General features: G+C 70.5%; 25 protein-coding genes. 10 read left to right on the top strand and 15 right to left on the bottom strand.

Annotated elements, in window-relative coordinates; all coding sequences use genetic code 11:
* The first annotated feature begins 12 nt into the window (after nt 1-12).
* Nucleotides 13-2,136 (top strand): excinuclease ABC subunit UvrB, encoded by a 2,124-nt coding sequence (uvrB, locus tag AACH10_RS20030; RefSeq protein WP_341412255.1) that lies wholly within the window; start codon nt 13-15, stop codon nt 2,134-2,136.
* Here the strand turns inward: uvrB and AACH10_RS20025 are convergent.
* From AACH10_RS20025 to AACH10_RS20015, 3 genes are all read right to left on the bottom strand, one after another.
* A complete protein-coding gene (locus AACH10_RS20025) occupies nt 2,105-3,340 on the bottom strand; it encodes a type VI secretion system tube protein Hcp (protein WP_341412254.1) in 1,236 nt (411 codons plus the stop codon). The genes uvrB and AACH10_RS20025 overlap by 32 nt on opposite strands.
* A gap of 108 nt (nt 3,341-3,448) precedes the next feature.
* Nucleotides 3,449-4,480, bottom strand: a complete 1,032-nt coding sequence (locus AACH10_RS20020) for an oxygenase MpaB family protein (RefSeq protein WP_341412253.1) — start codon at nt 4,478-4,480, stop codon at nt 3,449-3,451.
* A gap of 152 nt (nt 4,481-4,632) precedes the next feature.
* Nucleotides 4,633-6,174: a methyl-accepting chemotaxis protein gene (locus AACH10_RS20015; protein WP_341412252.1), complete on the bottom strand. Its 1,542-nt coding sequence runs from the start codon at nt 6,172-6,174 to the stop codon at nt 4,633-4,635.
* A gap of 178 nt (nt 6,175-6,352) precedes the next feature.
* Here AACH10_RS20015 and AACH10_RS20010 point away from each other — a divergent pair, with 178 nt between their 5' ends.
* The 8 genes from AACH10_RS20010 (at nt 6,353) to fdx (ending at nt 12,669) form a co-directional block, all read left to right on the top strand.
* Entirely contained in the window at nt 6,353-6,871 is a 519-nt protein-coding gene (locus tag AACH10_RS20010) for a low molecular weight protein-tyrosine-phosphatase (protein WP_341412251.1), read from the top strand.
* 191 nt (nt 6,872-7,062) lie between these two features.
* Complete coding sequence (iscR, locus tag AACH10_RS20005) at nt 7,063-7,596, top strand: Fe-S cluster assembly transcriptional regulator IscR (protein ID WP_341412250.1); 534 nt, start codon at nt 7,063-7,065, stop codon at nt 7,594-7,596.
* A gap of 71 nt (nt 7,597-7,667) precedes the next feature.
* The gene (locus tag AACH10_RS20000) at nt 7,668-8,888 is read left to right on the top strand and encodes an IscS subfamily cysteine desulfurase (RefSeq protein ID WP_341412249.1); all 1,221 of its coding nucleotides are present in this window, start codon (nt 7,668-7,670) and stop codon (nt 8,886-8,888) included.
* Between the two features lie 120 nt (nt 8,889-9,008).
* Nucleotides 9,009-9,431 carry a Fe-S cluster assembly scaffold IscU gene (gene iscU / locus AACH10_RS19995; RefSeq protein ID WP_341412248.1) on the top strand — a complete coding sequence of 141 codons (423 nt, stop codon included), beginning with the start codon at nt 9,009-9,011 and terminating at the stop codon, nt 9,429-9,431.
* 5 nt (nt 9,432-9,436) lie between these two features.
* Nucleotides 9,437-9,760, top strand: a complete 324-nt coding sequence (gene iscA / locus AACH10_RS19990; protein ID WP_341412247.1) for an iron-sulfur cluster assembly protein IscA — start codon at nt 9,437-9,439, stop codon at nt 9,758-9,760.
* Between the two features lie 79 nt (nt 9,761-9,839).
* Nucleotides 9,840-10,358: a Fe-S protein assembly co-chaperone HscB gene (hscB, locus tag AACH10_RS19985; protein ID WP_341412246.1), complete on the top strand. Its 519-nt coding sequence runs from the start codon at nt 9,840-9,842 to the stop codon at nt 10,356-10,358.
* Between the two features lie 71 nt (nt 10,359-10,429).
* A complete protein-coding gene (gene hscA, locus AACH10_RS19980; RefSeq protein ID WP_341412245.1) occupies nt 10,430-12,286 on the top strand; it encodes a Fe-S protein assembly chaperone HscA in 1,857 nt (618 codons plus the stop codon).
* A gap of 44 nt (nt 12,287-12,330) precedes the next feature.
* Nucleotides 12,331-12,669 (top strand): ISC system 2Fe-2S type ferredoxin, encoded by a 339-nt coding sequence (gene fdx, locus AACH10_RS19975; RefSeq protein ID WP_341412244.1) that lies wholly within the window; start codon nt 12,331-12,333, stop codon nt 12,667-12,669.
* Nucleotides 12,670-12,722: 53 nt separating this feature from the next.
* On the opposite strand, the gene AACH10_RS19970 is transcribed toward fdx, so the two are convergent.
* The 12 genes from AACH10_RS19970 to AACH10_RS19915 form a co-directional block, all read right to left on the bottom strand.
* A complete protein-coding gene (locus tag AACH10_RS19970) occupies nt 12,723-13,139 on the bottom strand; it encodes a type II secretion system protein (RefSeq protein WP_341412243.1) in 417 nt (138 codons plus the stop codon).
* A gap of 91 nt (nt 13,140-13,230) precedes the next feature.
* A complete protein-coding gene (gene tolA / locus AACH10_RS19965) occupies nt 13,231-14,268 on the bottom strand; it encodes a cell envelope integrity protein TolA (protein WP_341412242.1) in 1,038 nt (345 codons plus the stop codon).
* Nucleotides 14,268-14,696: an ExbD/TolR family protein gene (locus AACH10_RS19960; RefSeq protein WP_341412241.1), complete on the bottom strand. Its 429-nt coding sequence runs from the start codon at nt 14,694-14,696 to the stop codon at nt 14,268-14,270. The genes tolA and AACH10_RS19960 overlap by 1 nt, the downstream gene beginning before the upstream one ends.
* 12 nt (nt 14,697-14,708) lie before the next feature.
* The gene (gene tolQ, locus AACH10_RS19955) at nt 14,709-15,410 is read right to left on the bottom strand and encodes a protein TolQ (protein ID WP_341412240.1); all 702 of its coding nucleotides are present in this window, start codon (nt 15,408-15,410) and stop codon (nt 14,709-14,711) included.
* 14 nt (nt 15,411-15,424) lie between these two features.
* Nucleotides 15,425-15,856: a tol-pal system-associated acyl-CoA thioesterase gene (ybgC, locus tag AACH10_RS19950; RefSeq protein WP_341412239.1), complete on the bottom strand. Its 432-nt coding sequence runs from the start codon at nt 15,854-15,856 to the stop codon at nt 15,425-15,427.
* Nucleotides 15,856-17,052: a pyridoxal phosphate-dependent aminotransferase gene (locus AACH10_RS19945; protein ID WP_341412237.1), complete on the bottom strand. Its 1,197-nt coding sequence runs from the start codon at nt 17,050-17,052 to the stop codon at nt 15,856-15,858. The genes ybgC and AACH10_RS19945 overlap by 1 nt, the downstream gene beginning before the upstream one ends.
* Nucleotides 17,049-17,585, bottom strand: a complete 537-nt coding sequence (nusB, locus tag AACH10_RS19940; RefSeq protein ID WP_423228631.1) for a transcription antitermination factor NusB — start codon at nt 17,583-17,585, stop codon at nt 17,049-17,051. Before nusB ends, AACH10_RS19945 begins: the two co-directional genes overlap by 4 nt.
* Complete coding sequence (gene ribH / locus AACH10_RS19935; protein WP_341412236.1) at nt 17,582-18,046, bottom strand: 6,7-dimethyl-8-ribityllumazine synthase; 465 nt, start codon at nt 18,044-18,046, stop codon at nt 17,582-17,584. Before ribH ends, nusB begins: the two co-directional genes overlap by 4 nt.
* A 12-nt stretch (nt 18,047-18,058) precedes the next feature.
* Nucleotides 18,059-19,153, bottom strand: a complete 1,095-nt coding sequence (ribBA, locus tag AACH10_RS19930) for a bifunctional 3,4-dihydroxy-2-butanone-4-phosphate synthase/GTP cyclohydrolase II (protein ID WP_341412235.1) — start codon at nt 19,151-19,153, stop codon at nt 18,059-18,061.
* Between the two features lie 35 nt (nt 19,154-19,188).
* A complete protein-coding gene (locus AACH10_RS19925) occupies nt 19,189-19,965 on the bottom strand; it encodes an arginyltransferase (RefSeq protein ID WP_341412234.1) in 777 nt (258 codons plus the stop codon).
* On the bottom strand, nt 19,962-20,777 hold the full coding sequence (gene aat / locus AACH10_RS19920) for a leucyl/phenylalanyl-tRNA--protein transferase (RefSeq protein ID WP_341412233.1): 816 nt from the start codon (nt 20,775-20,777) through the stop codon (nt 19,962-19,964). The genes AACH10_RS19925 and aat overlap by 4 nt, the downstream gene beginning before the upstream one ends.
* A 172-nt stretch (nt 20,778-20,949) precedes the next feature.
* Nucleotides 20,950-21,723, bottom strand: coding sequence for an SDR family NAD(P)-dependent oxidoreductase (locus tag AACH10_RS19915; protein ID WP_341412232.1), 774 nt, complete (start codon nt 21,721-21,723; stop codon nt 20,950-20,952).
* 137 nt (nt 21,724-21,860) lie between these two features.
* On the opposite strand from AACH10_RS19915, the gene AACH10_RS19910 reads away from it, so the two are divergent.
* Nucleotides 21,861-22,769, top strand: coding sequence for an SDR family NAD(P)-dependent oxidoreductase (locus AACH10_RS19910; RefSeq protein ID WP_341412231.1), 909 nt, complete (start codon nt 21,861-21,863; stop codon nt 22,767-22,769).
* Nucleotide 22,770 lies beyond the last annotated feature (1 nt).

Raw genomic sequence — 22,770 nt, 5'->3', positions numbered from 1 at the left:
AGGGAAACCCCGATGTCCGACCTTGCCGACCTGTCTGCTGCGGAAGACGCCTCGCCTGCACCCGAGGGCGGCGGGCAGTTCGTCAGCTTTCCCGGCTCGCCGTTCCAGCTGTTCCAGCCCTACCCGCCGGCGGGCGACCAGCCCACCGCCATCGACCAGCTGTGCGAGGGCCTTTCGGACGGCCTGGCCTACCAGACCCTGCTGGGCGTGACCGGCTCGGGCAAGACCTACACCATGGCCAACGTGATCGCCCGCATGGGCCGGCCGGCCATCGTGTTTGCGCCCAACAAGACGCTGGCCGCGCAGCTGTACAGCGAGTTCCGCGAGTTCTTTCCGAAGAACGCGGTGGAGTACTTCGTCTCGTACTACGACTACTACCAGCCCGAGGCCTATGTGCCGCAGCGCGACCTGTTCATCGAGAAGGACAGCTCGATCAACGAGCACATCGAGCAAATGCGGCTGTCGGCCACCAAGAGCGTGCTGGAGCGGCGCGACACCATCATCGTGGCCTCGGTCAGCGCCATCTACGGCATCGGCAAGCCCGAGGACTACACGCAGATGCGCTTCATCGTGCGGGTGGGCGACAAGGTCGGCCAGCGCGACGCCATCGCGCAGCTGATCCGCATGCAGTACACGCGCAACGATGTGGACTTCAGCCGCGGCACCTTCCGCGTGCGTGGCGACACCATCGACGTGTTCCCGGCCGAGCACAGTGAGCTGGCGATCCGCATCGAGCTGTTCGATGACGAGATCGAGTCCCTGAGCCTGCTCGACCCGCTGACCGGCCGCATCCGCCAGAAGATCCCGCGCTTCGTCATCTACCCCAGCAGCCATTACGTGACGCCGCGCGAGCGTGTGCTGTCGGCCATCGACACCATCAAGGACGAGCTGCGCCAGCGCCTGGATGAGCTGGTGAAGGCCGGAAAGCTGGTGGAGGCGCAGCGCCTGGAGCAGCGCACCCGCTTCGACCTGGAGATGCTGCAGGAGGTGGGCCACTGCAAGGGCATCGAGAACTACACGCGCCACCTCAGCGGCGCGCGGCCGGGCGACCCGCCGCCGACGATGGTGGACTACATGCCGCCCGATTCGCTGATGTTCCTGGACGAGAGCCATGTGCTGATCGGCCAGCTGGGCGGCATGTTCAACGGCGACCGCGCGCGCAAGACGGTGCTGGTGGAATATGGCTTCCGCCTGCCCAGCGCACTCGACAACCGGCCGCTGAAGTTCGACGAGTTCGAGACCAAGATGCGCCAGTGCGTGTTCGTGTCGGCCACGCCGGCCGACTACGAGAAGACCCATGCCGGCGCCGTGGTCGAGCAGGTGGTGCGGCCCACTGGCCTGGTCGATCCCATCGTGGAAGTGCGGCCCGCCGCGCAGCAGGTGGACGACGTTCTGCAGGAGATCCGCCACACGGTCGAGAAGAACGAGCGCGTGCTGATCACCACGCTGACCAAGCGCATGGCCGAGCAGCTGACCGACTACCTGACCGACAACGGCGTGAAGGTGCGCTACCTGCACTCGGACATCGACACGGTCGAGCGCGTGGAGATCCTGCGCGACCTGCGCCTGGGCACCTTTGATGTGCTGGTCGGCATCAACCTGCTGCGCGAGGGCCTGGACATTCCCGAGGTCAGCCTGGTGGCCATCCTGGATGCCGACAAGGAAGGCTTTCTGCGTGCCGAGCGCAGCCTGATCCAGACCATCGGCCGCGCCGCGCGCAATGCCAACGGCCGCGCCATCCTCTACGCCGACAAGATCACCGAGTCGATGCGCAAGGCCATCGACGAGACCGCACGTCGCCGGGCCAAGCAGACCGAGTTCAACACCGCCCACGGCATCACGCCGCGCACGGTGATGAAGCAGGTCAAGGAGCTGATCGACGGCGTGGTGTCACAGGCCGACGACAAGACCAAGGTGCAGGGCCTGATGGACGCGGTGGAGGCCGAATCCTTGAGCGAGAAGGACCTGGCCAAGCGCATCAAGGCGCTGGAAAAGCAGATGCTCGAGCACGCCAAGAACCTGGAGTTCGAGAAGGCCGCCCGCGTGCGCGACCAGCTGGCGCTGTTGCGCGAGCAGGTGTTCGGCGCGGGCGGCACGCACGACGTCAACGTGGTGCCACTGGCCGGCAAGGGCTGAGGCCGCGGCGGCGGGCCAGCAGCAGGGCGGCGCCGCCCAGCATCAGGGCCCAGGTGCCGGGCTCGGGCACCGGCAGCGGTGCAGGGCCGGGGGGCGAGCTGCCGGCCGCCTCGGCGGAGTCCAGCCCCGCCGTGCCCATCCAGCCCATGGTGACAATGCTGGATTTGGCGGACGTGCCGCTGTATTCCCACACCGTCTGTTGGTAGCCGGTGAAGTTCAGCGACTCGGCCACCGAGGGCACGTCGCCGCCGCTGCTGAACGACATGCCGCTCATCACCACGTTGGCCATGCGCAGCTCGGTGACCACGCGGGTCACGTTCTGGACCGTTTCCAGGTAGACCAGCGTGGCCTCACCGATGGTGCGTCCGGCCAGCAGGTTGGCCAGCACGGCCGGCACGGCGCCATCCAGCTGCTGCGTGACCGTGAGCTCGGAGAACGACGGCACGGCCGTCACCCGCCCGCCCGCGTGGGAGATCGCCACGCCCACGCCCATCTGGGCCGAATCCAGCGCGATCCAGCTCTGGTAGCCCTGCAACGTGCTGTCGCCCTTGATCCACGAGTCGCTGCTGGCGCTGCCGAGTTTCAGGTACAGCCCGCTGGTGGAGTTGCGGCCACGGATCGAGGTCGAACGGCCCATGCTGCCGGAGACCGAGTTGTTGCTCGCGTCGTAGCTCACCACCACCGGGGTCGAGGTCGGGCGCTGGCCCGCCAGCAGTTCGGTCCTGAAGGACAGCTTCAGCAGGTCGAAGGTTTCGGAGGCGCTCACCGAGGGCTGCCCACCGCCGGCGGAGAAGCTCAGGCCGGTGATGCTGGCGCGTTGCGCCTCGATGGTCAGGTAGGGGTCGTAGCCCGTACCGTTGCTGGTGAGGAACGAGAAGGTCGAGGTGGCGACCCCGGGCTTGCTGATGGCATTGCCCAACCCGGCGTAGCTGCGGTCCAGGCCCTGGGTCCAGACGATGTCGGAGATCGAGGGTGGCGAGACGGTCCGTTCGCCGACGCCGGCGAATTGGCCGACGCCGACACTCACGCCCCACTGGAAGCTGTCGACATCGATGGTCCTCTCGTAGCCCCTCAGGGTGGAACTGCCCAGGACCTCGAGGTTCTTGAAGCCGAGCTGGATGCGCTCGCCGGCGGCCTGCGAGGCACTGCTCAACAGCAGGCAGGCCAGTGCCAGCGCACCTCGGCGCCATGGGATCGGATGCATGGGAACTCCTGTTCTGACCAGCGCCATCGTCGCTGCCGGCATGGCAGCGCTCCCCCGGCGCCGGGTACCGCAGGATCCCATCGCGGTTACAGGGCGGAAACAATGTTTCTAGGGGTGCGGTTCCCTGCGTTTCAGGGCCTGCGGCCCGATCTGCTCGATCGGCGGCAGGCCTTGCGGGTAGCTGCGGTAGTGCTTTTCGGCCAGCAGCGTGGGGTAACGCTCGATGCTGAACACACGCTTGACGACGCGGCGCAGCCTCAGCACGCCGCGCAGCACGGCGTTCAGCACCGGAGAGGGTTCGGGGAACTTCGCCGCCCGGCGGAACTGCGGCCGCACCAAGCAGGCCGCAGCGGGCTTGACCACGCCACGCAGCGGCGTCGGCAACCAGGCCGCCATGATGGCCACGGTGGCGTCGGCCACGCGGCGGCTGGCCTCGTCGGGCACGAACTCGCGCGCCTCGTAGGCCGCCACGAAGGCATCGAAGGCCGGCTTGCTGGCGGGAATGTCCGTCAGGCCCATGCGCTGGCCGATGGCGTGCCAGTAATGGAACCAGGCTTCGCACTCGTGCGCTGTGAAGTCGCGCCAGCCGAACTGCGCCATCCACTCGATCGGGAAGTCGATGAAGGTCCACAGCACGAACAGGAAGTCCTCGTTCGGGATGCGGTAGTGGCTGTGGATGTGGTTCATGCGCGCGATGGCCCGCGCGCCGGGGTCACCGTCCCAGCCGGCTTCCATGAAGTTGGCGATCAGCAGGTTGGTGTCGTCGTAGCGCTTCTGGCCGTGGCGCGAGAACTGGGCGGTGCGGTCGAGCAGGCGCGAGACCGAGCGGCTGCCGTAGGTGTGGAACAGCGCGATCTCGAGGGCCCGCGTCATGTCGAACGGGAACTCGTAGGCCGACAGCAGGAACACGATGCGCTGGCAGTCGCGCTTCGCGTCGAGCCGGGCGATCTCGGCGCGCACGCCGCGGTGGTGCAGCACGCCCAGCGGGCGGCGGTAGCGGGGGCCGATGGCCGCGCCGTGCGGCGCGCCGGCCATGGCGCCAGCGGCATGGAAGGGGCAGCCGGCTGCGGCGGCTGCCGCAGCGGTGGCCGCCGGGTGGGCCGACGCGGTGTCGGGCGACGTGGAACGGGACGGGTTCACCGGGGGGCACCTCCTGCGCATGGCCTGCGCCCGGAATCCCCGGTGCGCGGCCCGCACTGTAGAGGCGCGGCCCGCACGGCGGCATCGTCCGTTCCGACGAACGCGCGGCCGGCATGGGCCGGCCGCGGACGGGGGCGATGCCGAAGCGCCGTTCAGGTCTTGAAGATGCGCACGGCCTGCGCCACCACCTCGGCCTGGCCGTTCAGCGAGGCGGCGGCGGCCGCCAGTTCCTCGACCATCGCGGCGTTCTGCTGGGTCAGGTTGTCCAGTTCGGACACCGCGGCATTCACCTGGCTGACGCCCTTGCTCTGCTCGCTGCCGGCGGTGCTGATCTCGCTGATCAGCGCATGCACGCGCTGCACGGCCTCGGCGGTGCGGCGCGTGGTCTCGCCGGTGTTGCCGGCCAGCTTGGTGCCGTGTTCCACCTTGGTGACCGCGTCCTCCACCAGCACCTTGATCTCGCGGGCGGCGGTGCTGGTGCGCTGGGCCAGCGCGCGCACCTCCGAGGCCACCACCGCGAAGCCGCGGCCGGCCTCGCCGGCGCGGGCGGCTTCCACCGCGGCATTCAGCGCCAGGATGTTGGTCTGGAACGAGATGCCGTCGATGGTGCCGATGATCTCGCCGATGCGCTGCGAGCTGCTGCGGATCTCGTCCATGCGGCTGGCCATGTCGCGGGCCGCGTCGCCGCTGTGCTGCGCGGCGGTGGTGGCCTCGTGCGCCAGATCGGCGGCGGCCTGCGCGGTGTCGGCGGTCTGGCGGATGGTGCCGGTGATCTGTTCCAGCGAGGCCGCCGTCTGCTGCAGGTTGCTGGCCTGCGATTCGGTGCGGTGGCCCAGGTCGGCGTTGCCCTTGGAGATCTCGCCCGAGGCCAGGCCGATGCCCTCCACTTCGCGGCGCACGTCGCCGACGATGGCCTGCAGGTTCACGTTCAGCTGGGTCAGGGCGCGGGTCAGCTGGCCCACCTCGTCGCCTCCGCGGCTGGCGATGCGCTGCGACAGGTCGCCGGCCGACATGCGCCGCGCCACGGCGATCGCCTCGCGCAGCGGCGACAGCGCCATGCGGCGCAGTTGCCAGGCCACGGCGCTGCCCAGCACGGCGGCACCGGCCATCGCCGCCCCCAGGCCGAAGCCGGCCAGCGCCTCGGCCAGGCCCGCCGTGGCCAGCGTGCCGCCCAGGGCCACGGCCGTCAGCCGCGCGCCCAGGCCGGGCTGCGTGACGCGCCGCACCAGGCCGGGCCAGCCGGCCACGGCCAGATCGCCCTTGTGCAGCTTGAGCGTGCGCCCGCCGTCGGCGCGCATGCGCTCGTACAGGCGCTCGGCCGACTGCACTTCGGCGCGCGTGGGCACGGTGCGCACCGACATGTAGCCGGTGACGGCGCCGTTCTCCAGCACCGGCGTGACGTTGGCGCGCACCCAGTAGTGGTCGCCATTCTTGCGGCGGTTCTTCACCAGCGCCGTCCACGGCTCGCCGGCCTTCAGCGTGGCCCACATGTCGCGGAAGGCCTCGGCCGGCATGTCGGGGTGGCGGATCAGGTTGTGCGGCTGGCCCAGCAACTCCTCGCGGCTGTAGCCGCTGACCTCGATGAAGGCCGGGTTGCAGTAGCGGATGTAGCTCTGCAGGTCGGTGCAGGACACCAGCGTGCTGCCTTCCGGCAGCAGGTACTCGCGCTGGGAGACGGGACCGTTGTCGCGCATGGGTGGGCCTGGACGGGTTGAGAGGAGTGGCCGGCGGTGGGCGAGGGGCCGCCGACGGAGATGTCCCTGTTTTCGTCGCGGTCTAGAGGCGCTTGATGCGCGACTTGTCGGGAAGCCTTGACGTTTCGAGCGGGGATCCCTGGGGAAAGCCCTGCATCGCCTGGGCTATCCTCGGCGCATGTTGAAGCGGCTTTTCAAGCGTGGCCCCGAGCCCCAGTTGTCGGTGCTGATGGTGTGCATGGGCAACATCTGCCGGTCTCCGATGGCCGAGGGCGTGCTGCGCGGCAAGCTTCAGCAGGCCGGCATGGCCGATCTGGTGCGGGTGGATTCGGCCGGCACGCACGGTTTCCACCGCGGGGCGGCGCCCGATCCGCGCGCCATCGCCCAGGCCGGGCGGCGCGGCTGGCGCCTGGACGGGCAGAAGTCGCGTCCGGTGGTCGAGGCCGACTTCTCGCGTTTCGACCTGCTGCTGGCCATGGACGCCGACAACCTGGCCGCGCTGCGCGAGCGCTGCCCCGAGCCCAGCGCCGACCGCCTGGGCCTGCTGCTGGACCATGCGCCCTGGCTGGACAGCCGCGAGGTGCCTGACCCGTATTACGGCGCGGTGGCCGGTTTCGACCTGGCGCTGGACCTGATCGAGCCGGCCTGCGACGGCCTGCTGCGGCAGTTGCGCCGGCGCCTGGGTCTGCCGGCCTGAACGGGCGGGGCCGGCCGGCTGGCTGACCGGGCTCAATCTCGACTGGAACAGTCGGATACTGGTATACTTGACCTCAGCAGTCGGGATACCGACCGCAGCAACCGGTTACCCCGTCGGTTCCACCGGTCGCGCTGCCCGCCGGCAGAACTGGCGCGCCGCCGCACCGCCCGCCCGGCTTTCAGGAGAACTCCATGCGTCTGACCACCAAGGGCCGTTTTGCCGTCACCGCGATGATCGATCTGGCCTTGCGCTCGAACAACGGGCCCGTGGCCCTGGCGGCCATCAGCCAGCGTCAGCAGATCTCGCTGTCCTACCTCGAACAGCTGTTCGGCAAGCTGCGCCGCCACGAGCTGGTGGAAAGCACGCGCGGCCCGGGCGGCGGCTACTCGCTGGGTCGCAAGGCCGACGAGATCACCGTGGCCGACATCATCGTCGCGGTGGATGAGCCGATCGACGCCACCGGCTGCTCGGGCAAGGAAAACTGCATGGGCGACGAGGCCGGGCGCTGCATGACGCACGACCTGTGGGCCAGCCTGAACCAGAAGATGATCGAGTACCTCGATTCCATCTCGCTGCGCAAGCTGGTCGACGACCAGCTGGCCAAGGGCGTGTCGGTCGAAGAGGCGCCGATCAAGCGCGCCATCTCCAGCGTGCCGGTGGTCAAGCCGATCAAGGTGACCGCACCGAACTCGGTGTTCGCGCTGGGCTCGGTCCTGTCGAAGTGACCGCCGCCTGAACCGCCTGCCGGCACGGTGACCCTGCCGGCCTCCAGATTCCCCCGTATCACGCATTCTCCGTGGCCATGACCCCGCATCTCCCGATCTACCTCGATTACGGCGCGACCACGCCGTGCGACCCGCGCGTCGTCGACGCGATGATTCCCTGGCTGCGCGAGCACTTCGGCAACCCGGCCAGCCGCAGCCACGCCTGGGGCTGGGAGGCCGAAGAAGCCGTCGAGAAGGCCCGCGTGCAGGTGGCCGAGCTGATCGGTGCCGACCCGCGCGAGATCGTCTGGACCTCGGGCGCCACCGAGAGCAACAACCTCGCCATCAAGGGCGCGGCGCAGTTCTACAAGGGCCGCGGCAAGCACATCATCACGGTCAAGACCGAGCACAAGGCCGTGCTCGACACCGTGCGCGAACTGGAGCGCCAGGGCTTCGAGGCCACCTACCTCGACGTCGAACCCGACGGCCTGCTCGACCTGGGCAAGCTGGAGGCGGCGATGCGCCCCGACACCATCCTGGTCTCGGTGATGCATGTCAACAACGAGATCGGCGTGATCCAGGACGTCACGGCCATCGGCAACCTGTGCCGCAGCAAGGGCATCGTGTTCCATGTGGACGCCGCCCAGGCCACCGGCAAGGTGGCGATCGATCTGGCCACGCTGCCGATCGACCTGATGAGTCTGGCCTCGCACAAGACCTACGGCCCCAAGGGCATCGGCGCGCTGTACGTGCGCCGCAAGCCGCGCGTGCGGCTGGAAGCGCAGATGCACGGTGGCGGCCATGAGCGCGGCATGCGCTCGGGCACGCTGCCCACGCACCAGATCGTCGGCATGGGTGAGGCCTTCCGCATCGCCCGCGAGGAGATGGGCACCGAGAGCGAGCGCATCCGCATGTTGCACAACAAGCTGGTGGTGGGGCTGACCCAGATCGAGCAGGTGTTCATCAACGGCGACATGACGCGCCGCGTGCCGCACAACCTGAACATCAGCTTCAACTTCGTCGAGGGCGAGTCGCTGATCATGGGCGTGAAGGGCATCGCTGTGAGCTCCGGCTCGGCCTGCACCTCGGCCAGCCTGGAGCCCAGCTATGTGCTGCGAGCCCTCGGCCGCTCGGACGAACTGGCGCACTCTTCCTTGCGCATCACCATCGGCCGCTTCACCACCGAGCAGGACATCGACGACGCCGTGGCCATGCTGCAGGACCGCGTGGCCAAGCTGCGTGAGCTGTCGCCGCTGTGGGAGATGTTCAAGGACGGCGTGGATCTGAGCAAGATCCAGTGGGCGGCACATTGATGTCGGCCCCCGGCTGCGGTGTACCGCAGCCACCCCCCGCGGGGGTGCGGGGCCGCTTGGGGCGGCCCGGCGCTGGCCCCGCCGGCTTCGGCCAGGACTTTGGAATGCAGGAGAGTTGAGATGGCATACAGCGACAAGGTCGTCGACCACTACGAGAACCCGCGCAACGTCGGCAGCTTCGAGAAGGGCGATGACGACGTGGGCACCGGCATGGTGGGCGCGCCGGCCTGCGGCGACGTGATGAAGCTGCAGATCAAGGTGAACCCGGCCACCGGGCTGATCGAGGACGCGCGCTTCAAGACCTATGGCTGCGGCTCGGCCATTGCCAGCAGCTCGCTGGTGACCGAGTGGGTCAAGGGCAAGAGCCTGGACCAGGCCCTGGCCATCAAGAACACGCACATCGCCGAAGAGCTGGCGCTGCCGCCGGTGAAGATCCACTGCAGCATCCTGGCCGAGGACGCCATCAAGGCCGCGGTGGACGACTACCGCACCCGCCACGGCGCCGGCGAGGCGGCCGCATCCGACAGCCAGCAGGCGAACTGAGCGCGATGGCCGTCACCCTGACCGAAGCCGCTGCGCGGCATGTCACGCGCTACATCGCCAAGCGTGGCAAGGGCGTGGGCGTGCGCCTGGGCGTCAAGACCACCGGCTGCTCGGGCCTGGCCTACAAGCTGGAGTACGCGGACGAGGTGGCACCCGAAGACCATATCTTCGAGGGCCATGGCGTCAAGGTGCTGATCGACCCGAAGAGCCTGCCCTACCTGGACGGCACCGAGCTCGACTTCGTGCGCGAAGGCCTGAACGAGGGCTTCAAGTTCCACAACCCGCGCGAGAAAGACCGCTGCGGCTGCGGAGAATCCTTCCGCGTCTGAGCCGGATCGCGGCCTGGCAGCCGACTTGCATGAAGGCGCGGATCTCCCCTCCGCGCCTTTGTCTTGTCAGGAACCCGACATGCAACTCACCGACGACGACTTCACCCTGTTCGGCCTGCCGCGGCGCCATGCGCTGGCGCGGGCCGAGCTCGACGCGCGCTGGCGCGCGCTGCAGGCCGAGGTGCACCCGGACAAGTTCGCGTCGCAGGGCGCGGCCGCGCAGCGCGTGGCCATGCAGTGGGCCGTGCGCGTGAACGAGGCCTACCAGCGCCTGAAGGACCCGCTGGCCCGCGGCGCCTACCTGTGCGAGCTGGCCGGTGCCGCGGTGGACGCCGAGAACAACACGGCCATGCCGCCGGCCTTCCTGATGCAGCAGATGGAGTGGCGCGAGGCGCTCGATGAGGCCCGCGACGCCGCCGCCGTGGAGGCCATCGACGACCAGGTGGCCGCCCAGGAAACCACGATGCTGGCCCAGCTGACCCGCCAGCTCGACGAGGACGCCAATGCCACCGCCGCCGCGCAGACGGTGCGCAGCCTGATGTTCGTGAAGCGCTTCCGCGACGACATCGGCCGCCGCCTGGAGGCGCTGGACGCCTGAACACCGCCGCGCCCTGGCGAGAGACAGGCCGGCGGACGACCCCGACAACAACGACAACACCCGCTTCGCCCATGGCCTTGCTGCAGATCTCCGAACCCGGTCAGGCGCCTGACCCGCACCAGCGCCGCATCGCGGTGGGCATCGACCTGGGCACCACGCACAGCCTGGTGGCCGCCATGCGCCATGGCGTGGCCGAGTGCCTGCCCGACGCGCAGGGCCGCGTGATCCTGCCCTCGGTGGTGCGCTATCTCGAGGGCCAGGGCCGCCAGATCGGCTTCGACGCCCAGGCCCAGCAGGCCGAAGACCCCGAGAACACCATCGTCTCGGTCAAGCGCTTCATGGGCCGCCGCCTGGCCGACGTGGCCCATGCCGGCCAACTGCCGTACCGCTTCGTCGACCGGCCGGGCATGGTGGGCCTGGAGACCCGCCAGGGCGTGAAGACGCCGGTGGAGGTGTCGGCCGAGATCCTGGCCACGCTGCGCTACCGCGCCGAGGACACCTTCAACGACGACCTGTACGGCGTGGTGATCACCGTGCCGGCCTACTTCGACGACGCCCAGCGCCAGGCCACCAAGGACGCGGCCCAACTCGCCGGCCTGAACGTGCTGCGCCTGATCAACGAGCCCACCGCCGCGGCCGTGGCCTACGGCCTGGACAACGGCGCCGAGGGCCTCTATGCCGTGTACGACCTGGGCGGCGGCACTTTCGACATCAGCCTGCTGCGCCTGCACCGCGGCGTGTTCGAGGTGGTGGCCACCGGCGGCGATGCTGCGCTGGGCGGTGACGACTTCGACCGCGCGCTGGCCGACTGGGCGCTGGCCCAGGCGGGTGTGATGGCCGGCAGCGCGCACGACAAGCGCGCCGTGCTGGTGGCCGCCCGCGCCGCCAAGGAGGCGTTGACCGATGCGCCCGAGGCCACGCTGCGCTGCACGCTGGCCGGCGGCGAGATTGCCGTGGGCGTGCGCCGCGAGCAGTTCGACGCGCTGACCCGTCCGCTGGTCGAGCGCACGCTGGCTGGGGTGCGCAAGGTGCTGCGCGACGCCAAGGTCAAGAAGGACGATGTGCAGGGCGTGGTCATGGTCGGCGGCTCCACCCGCATGCCGGCCGTGCGCGCCGCGGTGGGTGAGTTGTTCGGCCGCCCGCCGCTGGTCGACCTGAATCCCGACGAGGTGGTGGCCGTGGGCGCCGCCATCCAGGCCAACGCGCTGGCCGGCAATGCCCAGGACGGCGAGCTGCTGCTGCTGGACGTGATCCCGCTGAGCCTGGGCCTGGAGACCATGGGCGGCCTGGCCGAGCGCATCATCGAGCGCAACACCACGATTCCCGTGGCCAAGGCGCAGGACTTCACCACCTTCAAGGACGGCCAGACGGCGATGGCCATCCACGTGGTGCAAGGCGAGCGCGAACTGGTGAGCGACTGCCGCAGCCTCGCGCGCTTCGAACTGCGCGGCATTCCGCCGATGGCCGCTGGTGCGGCGCGTATTCGCGTCACGTTCCAGGTCGATGCCGACGGCCTGCTCAGCGTCGCGGCCAAGGAGATGACCTCGGGCGTCGAGGCCGCCGTCACCGTCAAGCCCAGCTACGGCCTGGGCGACGACGAGATCGCGCGCATGCTGCAGGAGGGCTTTGCCAGCGCCGAGGCCGACATGGCCGCGCGCGCGCTGAACGAAAGCCGCGTGGAGGCCGAGCGCATGACGCTGGCCACGCGCAGCGCGCTGGCCGCCGATGGCGACCTCCTCGACGAGGCCGAGCGCGCCGACATCGAGCGCCTGCTGACCGAGCTGGCCCGCATCGCCGCCGGCACCGACCACGCGGCCATCGACAGCGCCGTGGAGGCCCTGGCCAAGGGCACCGAGGGCTTTGCCGCGCTGCGCATGAACCGTGGCATCCAGGCCGCGCTGACCGGCCGCACGATCGACCAGATCTGAACCTTCCAGACGCTCCACCGAGCCCTGCAACGAGCCCAGCACCGATGCCCGTCATCAAGATCCTTCCCCATGCCACGCTGTGCCCCAACGGCACCAGCATCACCGCGCCGCGCGGCACCTCGATCTGCGAGGCGCTGCTGGACAACGGCATCGCCATCGAGCACGCCTGCGACATGAGCGCCGCCTGCACCACCTGCCATGTGATCGTGCGCGAGGGCTTCCGCAGCCTGAACGCGATGGACGAGACCGAGGAAGACCTGCTCGACCGCGCCTGGGGCCTGGAGGCCGATTCACGGCTGTCGTGTCAGGCCATCGTGGCCGACACCGACCTGACCGTCGAGATCCCGAAGTACACGATCAACCACGCGCGCGAGAACCACTGAGGTCGGGCCCGGCGGGCCCTGACCGTCCCACCACCCCGCGTGGCGCGCCGGGCTCAGACGCCGGCGCCCAGCCCGATGAACTGCGCCACGGCGCCGGTGTCCCGCTGGCGCATCGTGCACAGCGCCTCCTGGCCGCGAGGCAGTGGCGTGCGGGCCACCTCATAGCCCTCGGGCAGGCCGCCCAGCAGCAGGGCGCCCACGTCGGCGCAGTCGCGCTGCGGCGTGCACTTGTCGGCCACCGCGGCGTGGCCGGTCACCAGGCAGCCGGCCTGGTTCATCGCCATCGCCGAACTGGCGGCATGGGCCATGGCGTCCAGCGTGGCGGCCTGGGCCTCGGCATGCAGTTGCACGAGGTGCGGTGCGGCGGCGGCCGACGCGATGCCCAGCAGCGCGATGGCGGTGACCTGCTCAATCAGCGTGAAGCCACGCCGGGCGCGGCAGGAAAGGTTGAAACGGCAAAAACGCACCATTCCCGCAGTGTCCGTCGGCGACCCGGCGGCGCGCCGCGCTCACCCCATGGTCATGGGTCCCGCGGTCATGGGGGAGGGCGGTGGCTGCCGCTCACTCCTGGCGCGGGAACACCAGGATCATCGTGCCGGGGATGCGGCCGTCGGTGTCGCGCGGCAGCACCGGCGTGCGGTCGATGGCACGCAGCACGGTCTCGTCCCAGGCCGGGTTGCCGCTGTTTTTGACGATGCGCCGGCCCAGCACCGAGCCATCGGGCGCGCAGCGCACTTCCACCTCGGCCACCGGGTTGCCGCGCACCTCGGTGGTGAGCACGATGTTGGGCTTGATGCGTGCCTTGATGCGCCCCGCGTAGGCGGCCGAAGGCGCGGCATCGGCCGCCGCGCTGCCGCCGCCCGTGCCCGAGCCGGTGGCGCCGGCCTCGCTCATCATGCGCTTGAGGTTGGCCTCGCGCAGCTTGGCCACGCGCTCGGCCTCGGCCTGGGCTTCGCGCTGCTCGGCGGCCTCCTTGTCCTTGCGGGCCTTGTCCTCGCGCAGCTTGTCCTCGCGGGCCTTCTTCTCGGCGGCTTCCTTTTTCTCCGCCGCTTCCTTCTTGTCGGCGGCGGCCTTCTTCTCCGCAGCCGCCTTCTCGGCCGCCGCCTTGTCGGCTGCGGCCTTCTTCAGCGCGGCCTCTTTTTCGTCGGCCAGGCGCTGCGCCTCGCGCTTTTTCGCAACGGCGGCCTTCTCGGCCTCGGCGCGTTCGCGTTCCTTCTCGCGTTCCTTCTCGCGTTCCTTTTCCCGCTGCTTCTCGATCGCGATCTCGGCGTCACGCCGCGCCTGCAGTTCGGCCGGTGTCGGGCCGGGCGGTGGCGCGGGGGCCGCCACCGGTGGCGGTGCGGGCGCCGGGGTCGGGGCTGGCGCGGGCTCGGCAGGCGGCGGCTCGGGGGCAGGGGCGGGTGCGGTGGCCTGCGGCACGGCCGACCACAGCTCGGCCGACACCACCTCGGGCGGCTTGGGGATGCGCCAGTGCAGCGCCAGCGCCAGCGCCGCCACCAGCCCGCCATGGGCCAGCAGCGCCAGCGTGGCGCCCAGGCCCATGCCGCCGGGATCGCGCGGCAGCAGCGGGTCGTGGGGCGGGAGGCCCAGCGTCGACATCAGCCGCCTTGGCGTACTGCGAGGCCGACGCGGGCAATGCCGTTCTTCTGCAGCGTGTCCATCGCGCGCACCACGGCGTCGTACTTCACGCTCTTGTCGGCCGAGATCACCACCGGCACCTGGGCGTCGCCGGCCTGCAGCTTCTTCACCTCGGCGGCCAGGCGCGCGAACGGGACCGGCTGCGGCTCACCGCCATCCAGGCGCAGACGCAGCTTCTCGTCCAGGCCCACCACCACCTCCACCACATGCGGCGGCTGGGTCTTGGCCTTGCCCACGGTGGGCAGGTCAACCAGGCCGGTGGTGATCAGCGGCGCGCTGACCATGAAGATGATCAGCAGCACCAGCATCACGTCGATGAAGGGCACCATGTTCATCTCGGCCATCGCGCGGCGCCGTGCACGGCCACCGCGGGGGGCAACGGCTGCCATCGCGTTGCTCCTTCAGCGCGCCGCCGGGGTGCCCGGCGCGGCCGGGGCCATGGCGTTGCGCTGCAGGATGTTGGAGAACTCGTCGGAGAAGCTCTCCAGCTGGATGGCGATGCGGTCGATGTCGCGCGCGAAGCGGTTGTAGGCGATGACCGCCGGAATGGCCGCGAACAGGCCGATGGCCGTGGCCACCAGGGCCTCGGCGATGCCCGGCGCCACCGTGGCCAGCGTCACCTGCTGCACGTTGGCCAGGCCCACGAAGGCGTGCATGATCCCCCACACCGTGCCGAACAGGCCCACGTACGGGCTGACCGAGGCCACCGAGGCCAGGAAGCCCACATTGCCCTCGATCACGTCCAGCTCGCGCTGCAGGCTGGCGCGCATGGCGCGGCGCGCGCCGTCGAGCTGGGCCTGGCCATCCAGGCGGCGCTCGCGCAGCTTCAGGAACTCGCGCATGCCGCTGGCGAACAGGCGCTCCATCGGCGCCGAGTTCACCTTGTTGGCCACGCTGTTGTACAGGTCGGACAGGTTTTTGCCCGCCCAGAACTCGCGCTCGAATTCCTCGTTGCCCGAGCGCACCGCGCGCAGGCCGATCAGCTTGCCGAAGATCACGGTCCAGCTGGCCAGCGAGGTGAGCAGCAGCCCGGCCATCACGAGCTGCACCACGATGCTGGCGTGCAGCACCAGCGTGATGATGGAGAAGTCCTGCGAGTTCATCGGGGTGGGGTGTGTCAGGGGGCCGGCGTCAGCAGGCGGGTGATCTCGGTGGGAAAGCGGCGTGGGCGGAAGCTGCCGGCGTCGATGCAGCCGATGCGGATGCTGCCTTCGCACAGCAGCTCGCTGCCGCGCCAGGCCTGCTGGGCCAGCACCATCGAGGCGCGGCCGATCTCGGTGGGCGCGACGGTGATCTCCAGCAGGTCATCGAGCCGGGCCGGCGCGCGGTAGCGCAGGGCGGTGTCGCTGACGATGAAGATCGCGCCGGTGGCCTCGCGCAGCGCCTGCTGGCCCAGGCCCAGCGCGCGCAGCCACTCGGTGCGCGCACGCTCGAAGAACTTCAGGTAGTTGGCATAGAACACCACGCCGCCGGCATCGGTGTCCTCCCAGTACACCCGCACGGCGTGGCGGTGCACCACCGCGGGCGATGCGACGGCAGCCTCGGCCATCAGCGGGCCAGCACGCGCTGCAGCCGGTGCAGCGCCTCCTCCAGCAGCGGGGTGGCGGTGGCGAACGACAGGCGCAGCCAGCGCTGCGGATCGTGGCGACCAAAGTCGCGGCCGGGCGTCAGCGCCACGTGGGCGCGGTGCATCAGCTCGAAGGCGAAATCCCAGCTGTTGGCGTGGTGCGCGCTGCAGTCGGCCCAGGCGTAGAACGCGCCATCGGGCTGCACCGGCACGGCCAGGCCCAGCTGTTGCAACGCCGGCACCACGAGGTCACGCCGCTCACGGAAGACCGCGCGGCGGCGCTCGTACTCGGCGATCGACTCGGGGTGGAAGCAGGCCAGCGCGGCCTGCTGCGCGATCGTGGAGGCGCAGATGAACAGGTTCTGCGCCAGGCGCTCGATCGGCGCCACCAGGGCGTCGGGCACCACCAGCCAGCCCAGGCGCCAGCCGGTCATGTTGAAGTACTTGGAAAAGCTGTTGACGCTGACCAGGTGCTCACCGAACTCGGCATCGAGCGCCAGCGCGCTGTGGCCGAAGGTGTCGTCGTAGCTCAGGCCGAGGTAGATCTCGTCGACGATGGCCACGCCGTCGCGGGCCTTCACCGTCTGCGCGATGCGGCGCATCTCGTCGGGGTGGATGGATGTGCCGGTGGGGTTGGACGGCGAGGCCAGCAGCACGCCGCGCGTGGCCGGGCCCCAGGCCTGGGCCACGGCCTCGGCATCGAGCTGGAAGCGGTGCTCGGGCGACGCCGGCAGCAGCCGCGCCACGGCTTCGGCCGCGGCCACGAAGTGCCGGTTGCACGGGTAGCTGGGGTCGGGCATCAGCACCTCGTCGCCAGCCTCGAACAGCGCCAGGCAGGCCAGCTGCAGCGCGGCCGAGGCACCGGCGGTGACGATGATGCGGCGCGCCGGCACGTTCATGCCCCAGCGGCTGGCGTACCAGCCCGAGATGGCCTCGCGCAGCTCGGGCAGGCCCAGTGCCTGCGTGTACTGGCTGCGGCCAGCGCGGATGGCGCGCTCGGCGGCCTCCTGCACCAGCGGCGGCGCGGTGAAATCGGGCTCGCCGATGTTCAGGTAGATCATGCGCTCGCCGCCGCGTGCGGGGTCGCACTCGGGGCTGGCGGCGATCTGCTGCGCCGCCTTGGCGCACTCCATCACGTAGAACGGCTCGATGTGGTCGAGCCTTCTCGCCAGCTTCATGACTGGGCGGCTTTGCGCGCCGCCACCTCGACGGGCCGCAGGTCGGCCGCGGCCTTGTCGAGCACGCCGTTGACGTACTTGTGGCCGTCGGTGCCGCCGAAGGACTTGGCCAGTTCGATGGCCTCGTTGACGGCCACGCGGTAGGGGATGTCGATGCAGTGGGTTAGCTCGTACACGCCGATCATCAGCACCGCATGCTCCACCGGCGACAGGTCGCGCGTGGCGCGGTCGGTGTGGCGCGCCAGCACGGCGTCGATGGTGGTGGCTTCGGCGATGCAGCCGTGCAGCAGCGCGTCGTAGTGCACCTTGTCGGCCTGGTCGTAGCCGTCCTGCTCGCGCATGTGGGCGTCGATCTCGCCGCCGTCGGCGCCGCCCACCAGCCACTGGTACAGGCCCTGCAGCGCCAGCTCGCGCGCGCGGCGGCGGCCCGGGATGGCCGAGGGCTTGCGCGCGCCGGGCTTGCCGCCGCGGCTGCGCTTGGCGGCCGGCGCGGCGGGGGTGCCCGCCGGCTTGTCGGTGGAGTGCTCGCTCACGTCAGGTCGTCCAGCAGGTTGGCCATCTCCACCGCCACGCGGGCGGCGTCACGGCCTTTTTCTTCCACGCGGGCCCAGGCCTGGGCCTCGTTCTCGACCGTGAGGATGGCGTTGGCCACCGGCAGCGTGCTGTCCAGCGCCACGCGCGTGACGCCGGCGCCGCTCTCGTTGGCCACCAGCTCGAAGTGGTAGGTCTCGCCGCGGATGATGCAGCCGAGCGCGATCAGCGCGTCGAACTCGTCGCTCTCGGCCATGGCCTGCAAGGCCACCGGCACTTCCAGCGCGCCGGGCACGGTGACATGGCGGATGTGCTCGTCATGCACCCCGAGCGCGGCCAGCTCGGCCAGGCAGTTCTCGGCCAGCTTGCCGGTGATGTCGGCATTGAAGCGCGCCTGCACGATGCCCACCTTCAGGTGGCGGCCGTCGAGTTGCGGGGCTTCGCCCTGGTTGGCGTGTCGCATTGCGTGCTCCCTTCAGCCCTGGGCCGGCTGGAAGCCGGTGACTTCGAGGCCGTAGCCCACCATGCTGGGCATGCGGCGCGGGCTGCCCAGCAGCTTCATGCGCGTGACGCCCAGGTCGCGCAGGATCTGCGCGCCGATGCCATAGGTGCGCAGCGCCTGCGGCGTGGTGCGCTGCGGCACGGTGGCCGTGCCCAGCAGCTGGGGCACCAGCACCTCGGCGTCGTGGCCGCAGTTCAGCAGCACGGCCACGCCGGCCGGCGCGGCCTGCAGCGCCGCCAGCGCGGCCGGCAGCGGCCACGAGTGCAGCGTGCGGCCGGCGTCCAGCAGGTCCATCGCGGTGAAGGGCTCGTGCACGCGCACCAGGGTGTCCTGGCCGGCCTGCACCTGGCCGTGGCGCAGCGCCAGGTGCACGCCGCCCGACTTGTCGCGGTAGGTGGTGCAGGCGAAGCGGCCCTGGGCCGTGACAAGCTCGCGCTCGCCGACGCGTTCGATCAGCGTCTCGTTGTGGCTGCGGTGGGCGATCAGGTCGGCGATGGTGCCGATCTTGATGCCGTGCTCCTTCGCGAACACTTCCAGATCGGGCAGACGGGCCATGGTGCCGTCGTCGTTCATGATCTCGCAGATCACCGACGCGGGCGTCAGGCCGGCCATGGCCGCCATGTCGCAGCCGGCCTCGGTGTGGCCGGCACGCATCAGCACGCCGCCATCCTGGGCCTGCAGCGGGAAGATGTGGCCGGGCTGCACCAGGTCTTCGGGACGGGCGTCGCGGGCCACGGCGGCCTGCACGGTGCGGGCACGGTCGGCGGCGCTGATGCCGGTGGTGACGCCCTCGGCGGCCTCGATCGACACGGTGAAGGCGGTGCTGTGCACGGCGCCGTTCTTCAGCGCCATCGGTGGCAGCTTCAGATGCTCGCAGCGCTCGCGCGTGAGGGTCAGGCAGATCAGGCCACGGCCGTACTTGGCCATGAAGTTGATGGCTTCCGGCGTGACATGGTCGGCGGCGAGCACGAGGTCACCCTCGTTTTCGCGGTCTTCCTCGTCGACCAGGATCACCATGCGGCCGGCGGCCAGCTCGGCCACCAGCTCGGGAACGGGGGAAATAGGCATCCGCGGATTGTAGGCGGGGCCTGCCCGCCGGGGCGTCACGCGGGTGATGGGGCGGGTGGCGGGGCGTCCTGCCAGCCGTCGGGGCCCAGCATCTGGTGCGGGCGGAACTGCGCCTTGTAGGCCATCTTGTCGCTCTCGGCGATCCAGTAGCCCAGGTACAGGTGCGGCAGCTTGAGCTGGCGCACCTGCTCGATCTGCCACAGGATGCCGTAGGTGCCCAGGCTGCCCTTCAGGTCGGGGTCGTAGAAGGTGTAGACGGCCGAGATGCCGTCGTTGAGCACGTCGACGATGGCCACCATGCGCAGCGTGCCCAGCTCGGCCGCGCTGCCGTCGGCCGGTTCGGGCACGGCGTCGCGGAACTCCACCAGCCGGGTGTTCACGCGGCTTTGCAGCAGGAATTGGGTGTACTGGTCGACGCTGTCGTGGTCCATGCCGCCGCCGGCGTGGCGGGTGCTCTGGTAGCGCAGGTAGAGCTGGTAATGCTCGGGCACGAAGCACAGGCGCAGCACCCGGGCCTTCAGGTTCTGGTGCGCGGACCAGGCCCGGCGCTGGCTGCGCGTGGGCGTGAAGCGCGCCACCGGGATGCGCAGCGGCACGCAGGCGCGGCAGCCGTCGCAATAGGGCCGGTAGGTGAACATGCCGCTGCGGCGGAAGCCGTTGGCCACCAGGCCCGAATACGCATCGGCGTGGATCAGGTGGCTGGGCGTGGCCACCTGCGAGCGCGCCATGCGCTCGGGCAGGTAGCTGCAGGGATAGGGCGCCGTGGCATAGAACTGCAACGACGACAGCGGGATTTCCTGGGGCTTGGTCACGCGCGCGCGGGGGGTGGCGGGGCCGACGCCGCCGCCACCGGCACCTCGATGCCGGCGTCCAGCAGCGCCCACAGCGCCGGATCATAGGACCAACGCGCCGGCGCGGCGGCCGGCACCACCTGGGCCAGGTGGGCTTCGAAGCGGCTGCGTGGCACCTCGTGCGCGCCGAACGAGGCCAGGTGCCGGGTGTTCTGCTGACAGTCGATCCAGGCGATGCCCTGCGCACGGCAGAAGGCCACCAGCGCGGCCAGTGCGATCTTCGAGGCATCGGTGCGCCAGGCGAACATCGACTCACCGAACACCATCTGCCCCAGGTTCACGCAGTACAGCCCGCCCGCCAACTGGCCGTCGATCCAGGTCTCGACACTGTGCGGGTGGCCGGAGGCATCGGCGGCGTCATGCCAGGCGGCGTAGGCGTCGACGATCTCCGGCACGATCCAGGTGCCGTGCTGGCCGTCGCGCGGCGTGGCGGCGCAGGCCTGCATCACGGCACGGAAGTCGTGGTCGATGCGGATCTCGCAGCCTGGCGTGCGGGCGAAGCGGCGCAGCGTCTTGCGCATCGTGGCGCTCAGGCGGAACCCGGCCACCGGCAGCACCATGCGCGGATCGGGCGTCCACCACAGCGCCGGCTGGCCGGGGCTGAACCACGGAAAGATGCCGCGCCGGTAGGCCTCGCGCAGGCGCTGCGGCGTCACCTGGCCGCCGGCGGCCAGCAGGCCGGGGGCATCGGTGTCATGCCCCAGCGCGTGGCGCGTGGGCGGCAGCGGCGCTGTGTCGTCGATCCAGATCAGGCCCATGGGCCCGATTGTCATCGCTTGAATCGAAGCGCTGCGGGCCGAGCGCCGGGCCGCCCCAAGCCGGCCTCCCCACGGTCAGCCCTGCAGGGCTGACCGCTTCGCCAGGCACAAGCCGCCCTCAGGACGGCTTGTGTCCGGGCTCAGCCCGCTCGGCGGGTGGACCTGCGTACCCGCAGGGCCGGGTGCCCTATATCGTCACGCCGCCGTCGATGACCAAGGTTTGACCGGTCATGAAGCGGCTGGCCGGGGCGGCCAGGTACACGGCGGCGCCGGCGATCTCGTCAGGCTCGCCGATACGGCGCAGCGGCGTGGTGGCCTCGCGGTTCGCCAGGCGCTCGGGGTCTTCCCACAGCGCGCGGGCGAAGTCGGTCTTGATCAGGCCCGGGGCGATGCAGTTCACGCGGATGTTGTGCGGGCCGTACTCGTGGGCCAGGTTGCGCGCCAGCTGCATGTCGGCGGCCTTGCTGATGCAGTAGGCGCCGATGATCTCCGAGCCGCGCAGGCCGCCGATCGACGACACGATGACGATCGAGCCATCGCGCCGCGCCTGCATCTGCGGCGCCACCATCGCGATCAGCCAGTGGTTGGCGATGATGTTGTTGTCCAGGATCTTGCGGAACTGGTCGTCCGTGATGCCTGCCTGCGGGCCGTAGTAGGGGTTGCTGGCGGCGTTGCACACGAGGGTGTCGATGCGGCCGAAGGCGGCCAGCGTGGCGTCCACCAGGGCCTGCAGCGCCTCCTTCGACGAGATGTTGGCGGCCACCGCCAGCGCGGTGCCGGCACCGTGCCTGGCGTTGATGGCCGCGGCCACCTCGTCGCAGGCCGGCTGCTTGCGCGAGCTGATGACCACCTTGGCGCCGTGTTCGGCGCAGCGCTCGGCGATGGCGCGGCCGATGCCACGCGACGAGCCGGTGATCAGCACCACCTGGCCGGTGAGGTCGAACAGGGTGGGTTGGGTCATGGCGGGGTCTCCTGCTGGGTTGTGCGCGCAGCGTAGCGGCGACCGGCCCGGCGGCTTGCCACCCAGGCGACGGCCCGCGGCAGGGGCTTCCGGTATAACCCGCGGCCATCCGTTCCCGTCACTTCCCGCACATCCCCATGAACCTCGATTTCACCGGCCGCGTGGCCATCGTCACCGGCGCCGGCGGCGGCCTGGGCCGCTGCCATGCCCTGGCCCTGGCTGCACGCGGCGCCAAGGTCGTCGTCAATGACCTGGGCGGCGCCACCGATGGCTCGGGCGGCTCGGCCACGGCCGCGCAGAAGGTGGTGGACGAGATCCGCGCCGCGGGCGGCCAGGCCATCGCCAATGCGGCGTCCGTCACCGACTTCGCCGCGGTGGAGGCCATGGTGGCCCAGGCCATGGACGCCTGGGGCCGCGTGGACGTGCTGGTCAACAACGCCGGCATCCTGCGCGACAAGAGCTTCGCCAAGATGACGGTCGAGGACTTCCGCCTGGTGGTGGATGTGCACCTGATGGGCGCCATGCACTGCACCAAGGCCGTGTGGCCGATCATGACGGCGCAGAAGTACGGCCGCGTGCTGATGACCACCTCGTCGTCGGGCCTGTACGGCAACTTCGGCCAGAGCAACTACGGCGCCGCCAAGATGGCCCTGGTGGGCCTGATGCAGACGCTGTCGATCGAGGGCGCCAAGAGCGACATCCGCGTCAACTGCCTGGCACCCACCGCCGCCACGCGCATGACCGAAGGCCTGATGCCGCCCGAGGTGCTGGCCGCGCTGGTGCCCGAGGCCGTGGTGCCGGCCATGCTGTGGCTGGTGAGCCAGGACGCGCCCAGCCGCGCCATCGCCTGCGCCGGTGCCGGCACCTACGAGGCTGCGCACATCACGCTGACGCCGGGCCAGCACCTGGGCGTGAGCGCCGACACGCCCGAGCGCCTGGCCGCGGCCTGGGCCGCGATCAACGCCCAGGCCGGCGAGACGGTGCCGCTGAGCGGCGCCGAGCAGGGTCGCAACGAGGTGACGCAGGCGCTGGCCGCGCGACGCTGAC

This window comes from Pseudaquabacterium inlustre (assembly GCF_038066595.1).
Taxonomy (GTDB): Bacteria; Pseudomonadota; Gammaproteobacteria; order Burkholderiales; family Burkholderiaceae_C; genus Pseudaquabacterium; species Pseudaquabacterium inlustre.
This window is presented reverse-complemented; position numbering and strand designations above follow the sequence as displayed.

Coding starts and splice junctions, on each gene's coding strand:
- uvrB (WP_341412255.1), top strand. CDS start 13: ATGTCCGACCTTGCCGACCTGTCTGCTGCGGAAGACGCCTCGCCTGCA.
- iscU (WP_341412248.1), top strand. CDS start 9,009: ATGGCATACAGCGACAAGGTCGTCGACCACTACGAGAACCCGCGCAAC.
- iscA (WP_341412247.1), top strand. CDS start 9,437: ATGGCCGTCACCCTGACCGAAGCCGCTGCGCGGCATGTCACGCGCTAC.
- hscA (WP_341412245.1), top strand. CDS start 10,430: ATGGCCTTGCTGCAGATCTCCGAACCCGGTCAGGCGCCTGACCCGCAC.
- AACH10_RS19970 (WP_341412243.1), bottom strand. CDS start 13,139: ATGGTGCGTTTTTGCCGTTTCAACCTTTCCTGCCGCGCCCGGCGTGGC.
- AACH10_RS19945 (WP_341412237.1), bottom strand. CDS start 17,052: ATGAAGCTGGCGAGAAGGCTCGACCACATCGAGCCGTTCTACGTGATG.
- fdx (WP_341412244.1), top strand. CDS start 12,331: ATGCCCGTCATCAAGATCCTTCCCCATGCCACGCTGTGCCCCAACGGC.
- hscB (WP_341412246.1), top strand. CDS start 9,840: ATGCAACTCACCGACGACGACTTCACCCTGTTCGGCCTGCCGCGGCGC.
- AACH10_RS20015 (WP_341412252.1), bottom strand. CDS start 6,174: ATGCGCGACAACGGTCCCGTCTCCCAGCGCGAGTACCTGCTGCCGGAA.
- ribBA (WP_341412235.1), bottom strand. CDS start 19,153: ATGCCTATTTCCCCCGTTCCCGAGCTGGTGGCCGAGCTGGCCGCCGGC.
- AACH10_RS20025 (WP_341412254.1), bottom strand. CDS start 3,340: ATGCATCCGATCCCATGGCGCCGAGGTGCGCTGGCACTGGCCTGCCTG.
- AACH10_RS20010 (WP_341412251.1), top strand. CDS start 6,353: ATGTTGAAGCGGCTTTTCAAGCGTGGCCCCGAGCCCCAGTTGTCGGTG.
- tolA (WP_341412242.1), bottom strand. CDS start 14,268: ATGTCGACGCTGGGCCTCCCGCCCCACGACCCGCTGCTGCCGCGCGAT.
- iscR (WP_341412250.1), top strand. CDS start 7,063: ATGCGTCTGACCACCAAGGGCCGTTTTGCCGTCACCGCGATGATCGAT.
- tolQ (WP_341412240.1), bottom strand. CDS start 15,410: ATGAACTCGCAGGACTTCTCCATCATCACGCTGGTGCTGCACGCCAGC.
- ybgC (WP_341412239.1), bottom strand. CDS start 15,856: ATGGCCGAGGCTGCCGTCGCATCGCCCGCGGTGGTGCACCGCCACGCC.
- ribH (WP_341412236.1), bottom strand. CDS start 18,046: ATGCGACACGCCAACCAGGGCGAAGCCCCGCAACTCGACGGCCGCCAC.
- AACH10_RS19960 (WP_341412241.1), bottom strand. CDS start 14,696: ATGGCAGCCGTTGCCCCCCGCGGTGGCCGTGCACGGCGCCGCGCGATG.
- aat (WP_341412233.1), bottom strand. CDS start 20,777: ATGACAATCGGGCCCATGGGCCTGATCTGGATCGACGACACAGCGCCG.
- AACH10_RS19915 (WP_341412232.1), bottom strand. CDS start 21,723: ATGACCCAACCCACCCTGTTCGACCTCACCGGCCAGGTGGTGCTGATC.
- AACH10_RS19910 (WP_341412231.1), top strand. CDS start 21,861: ATGAACCTCGATTTCACCGGCCGCGTGGCCATCGTCACCGGCGCCGGC.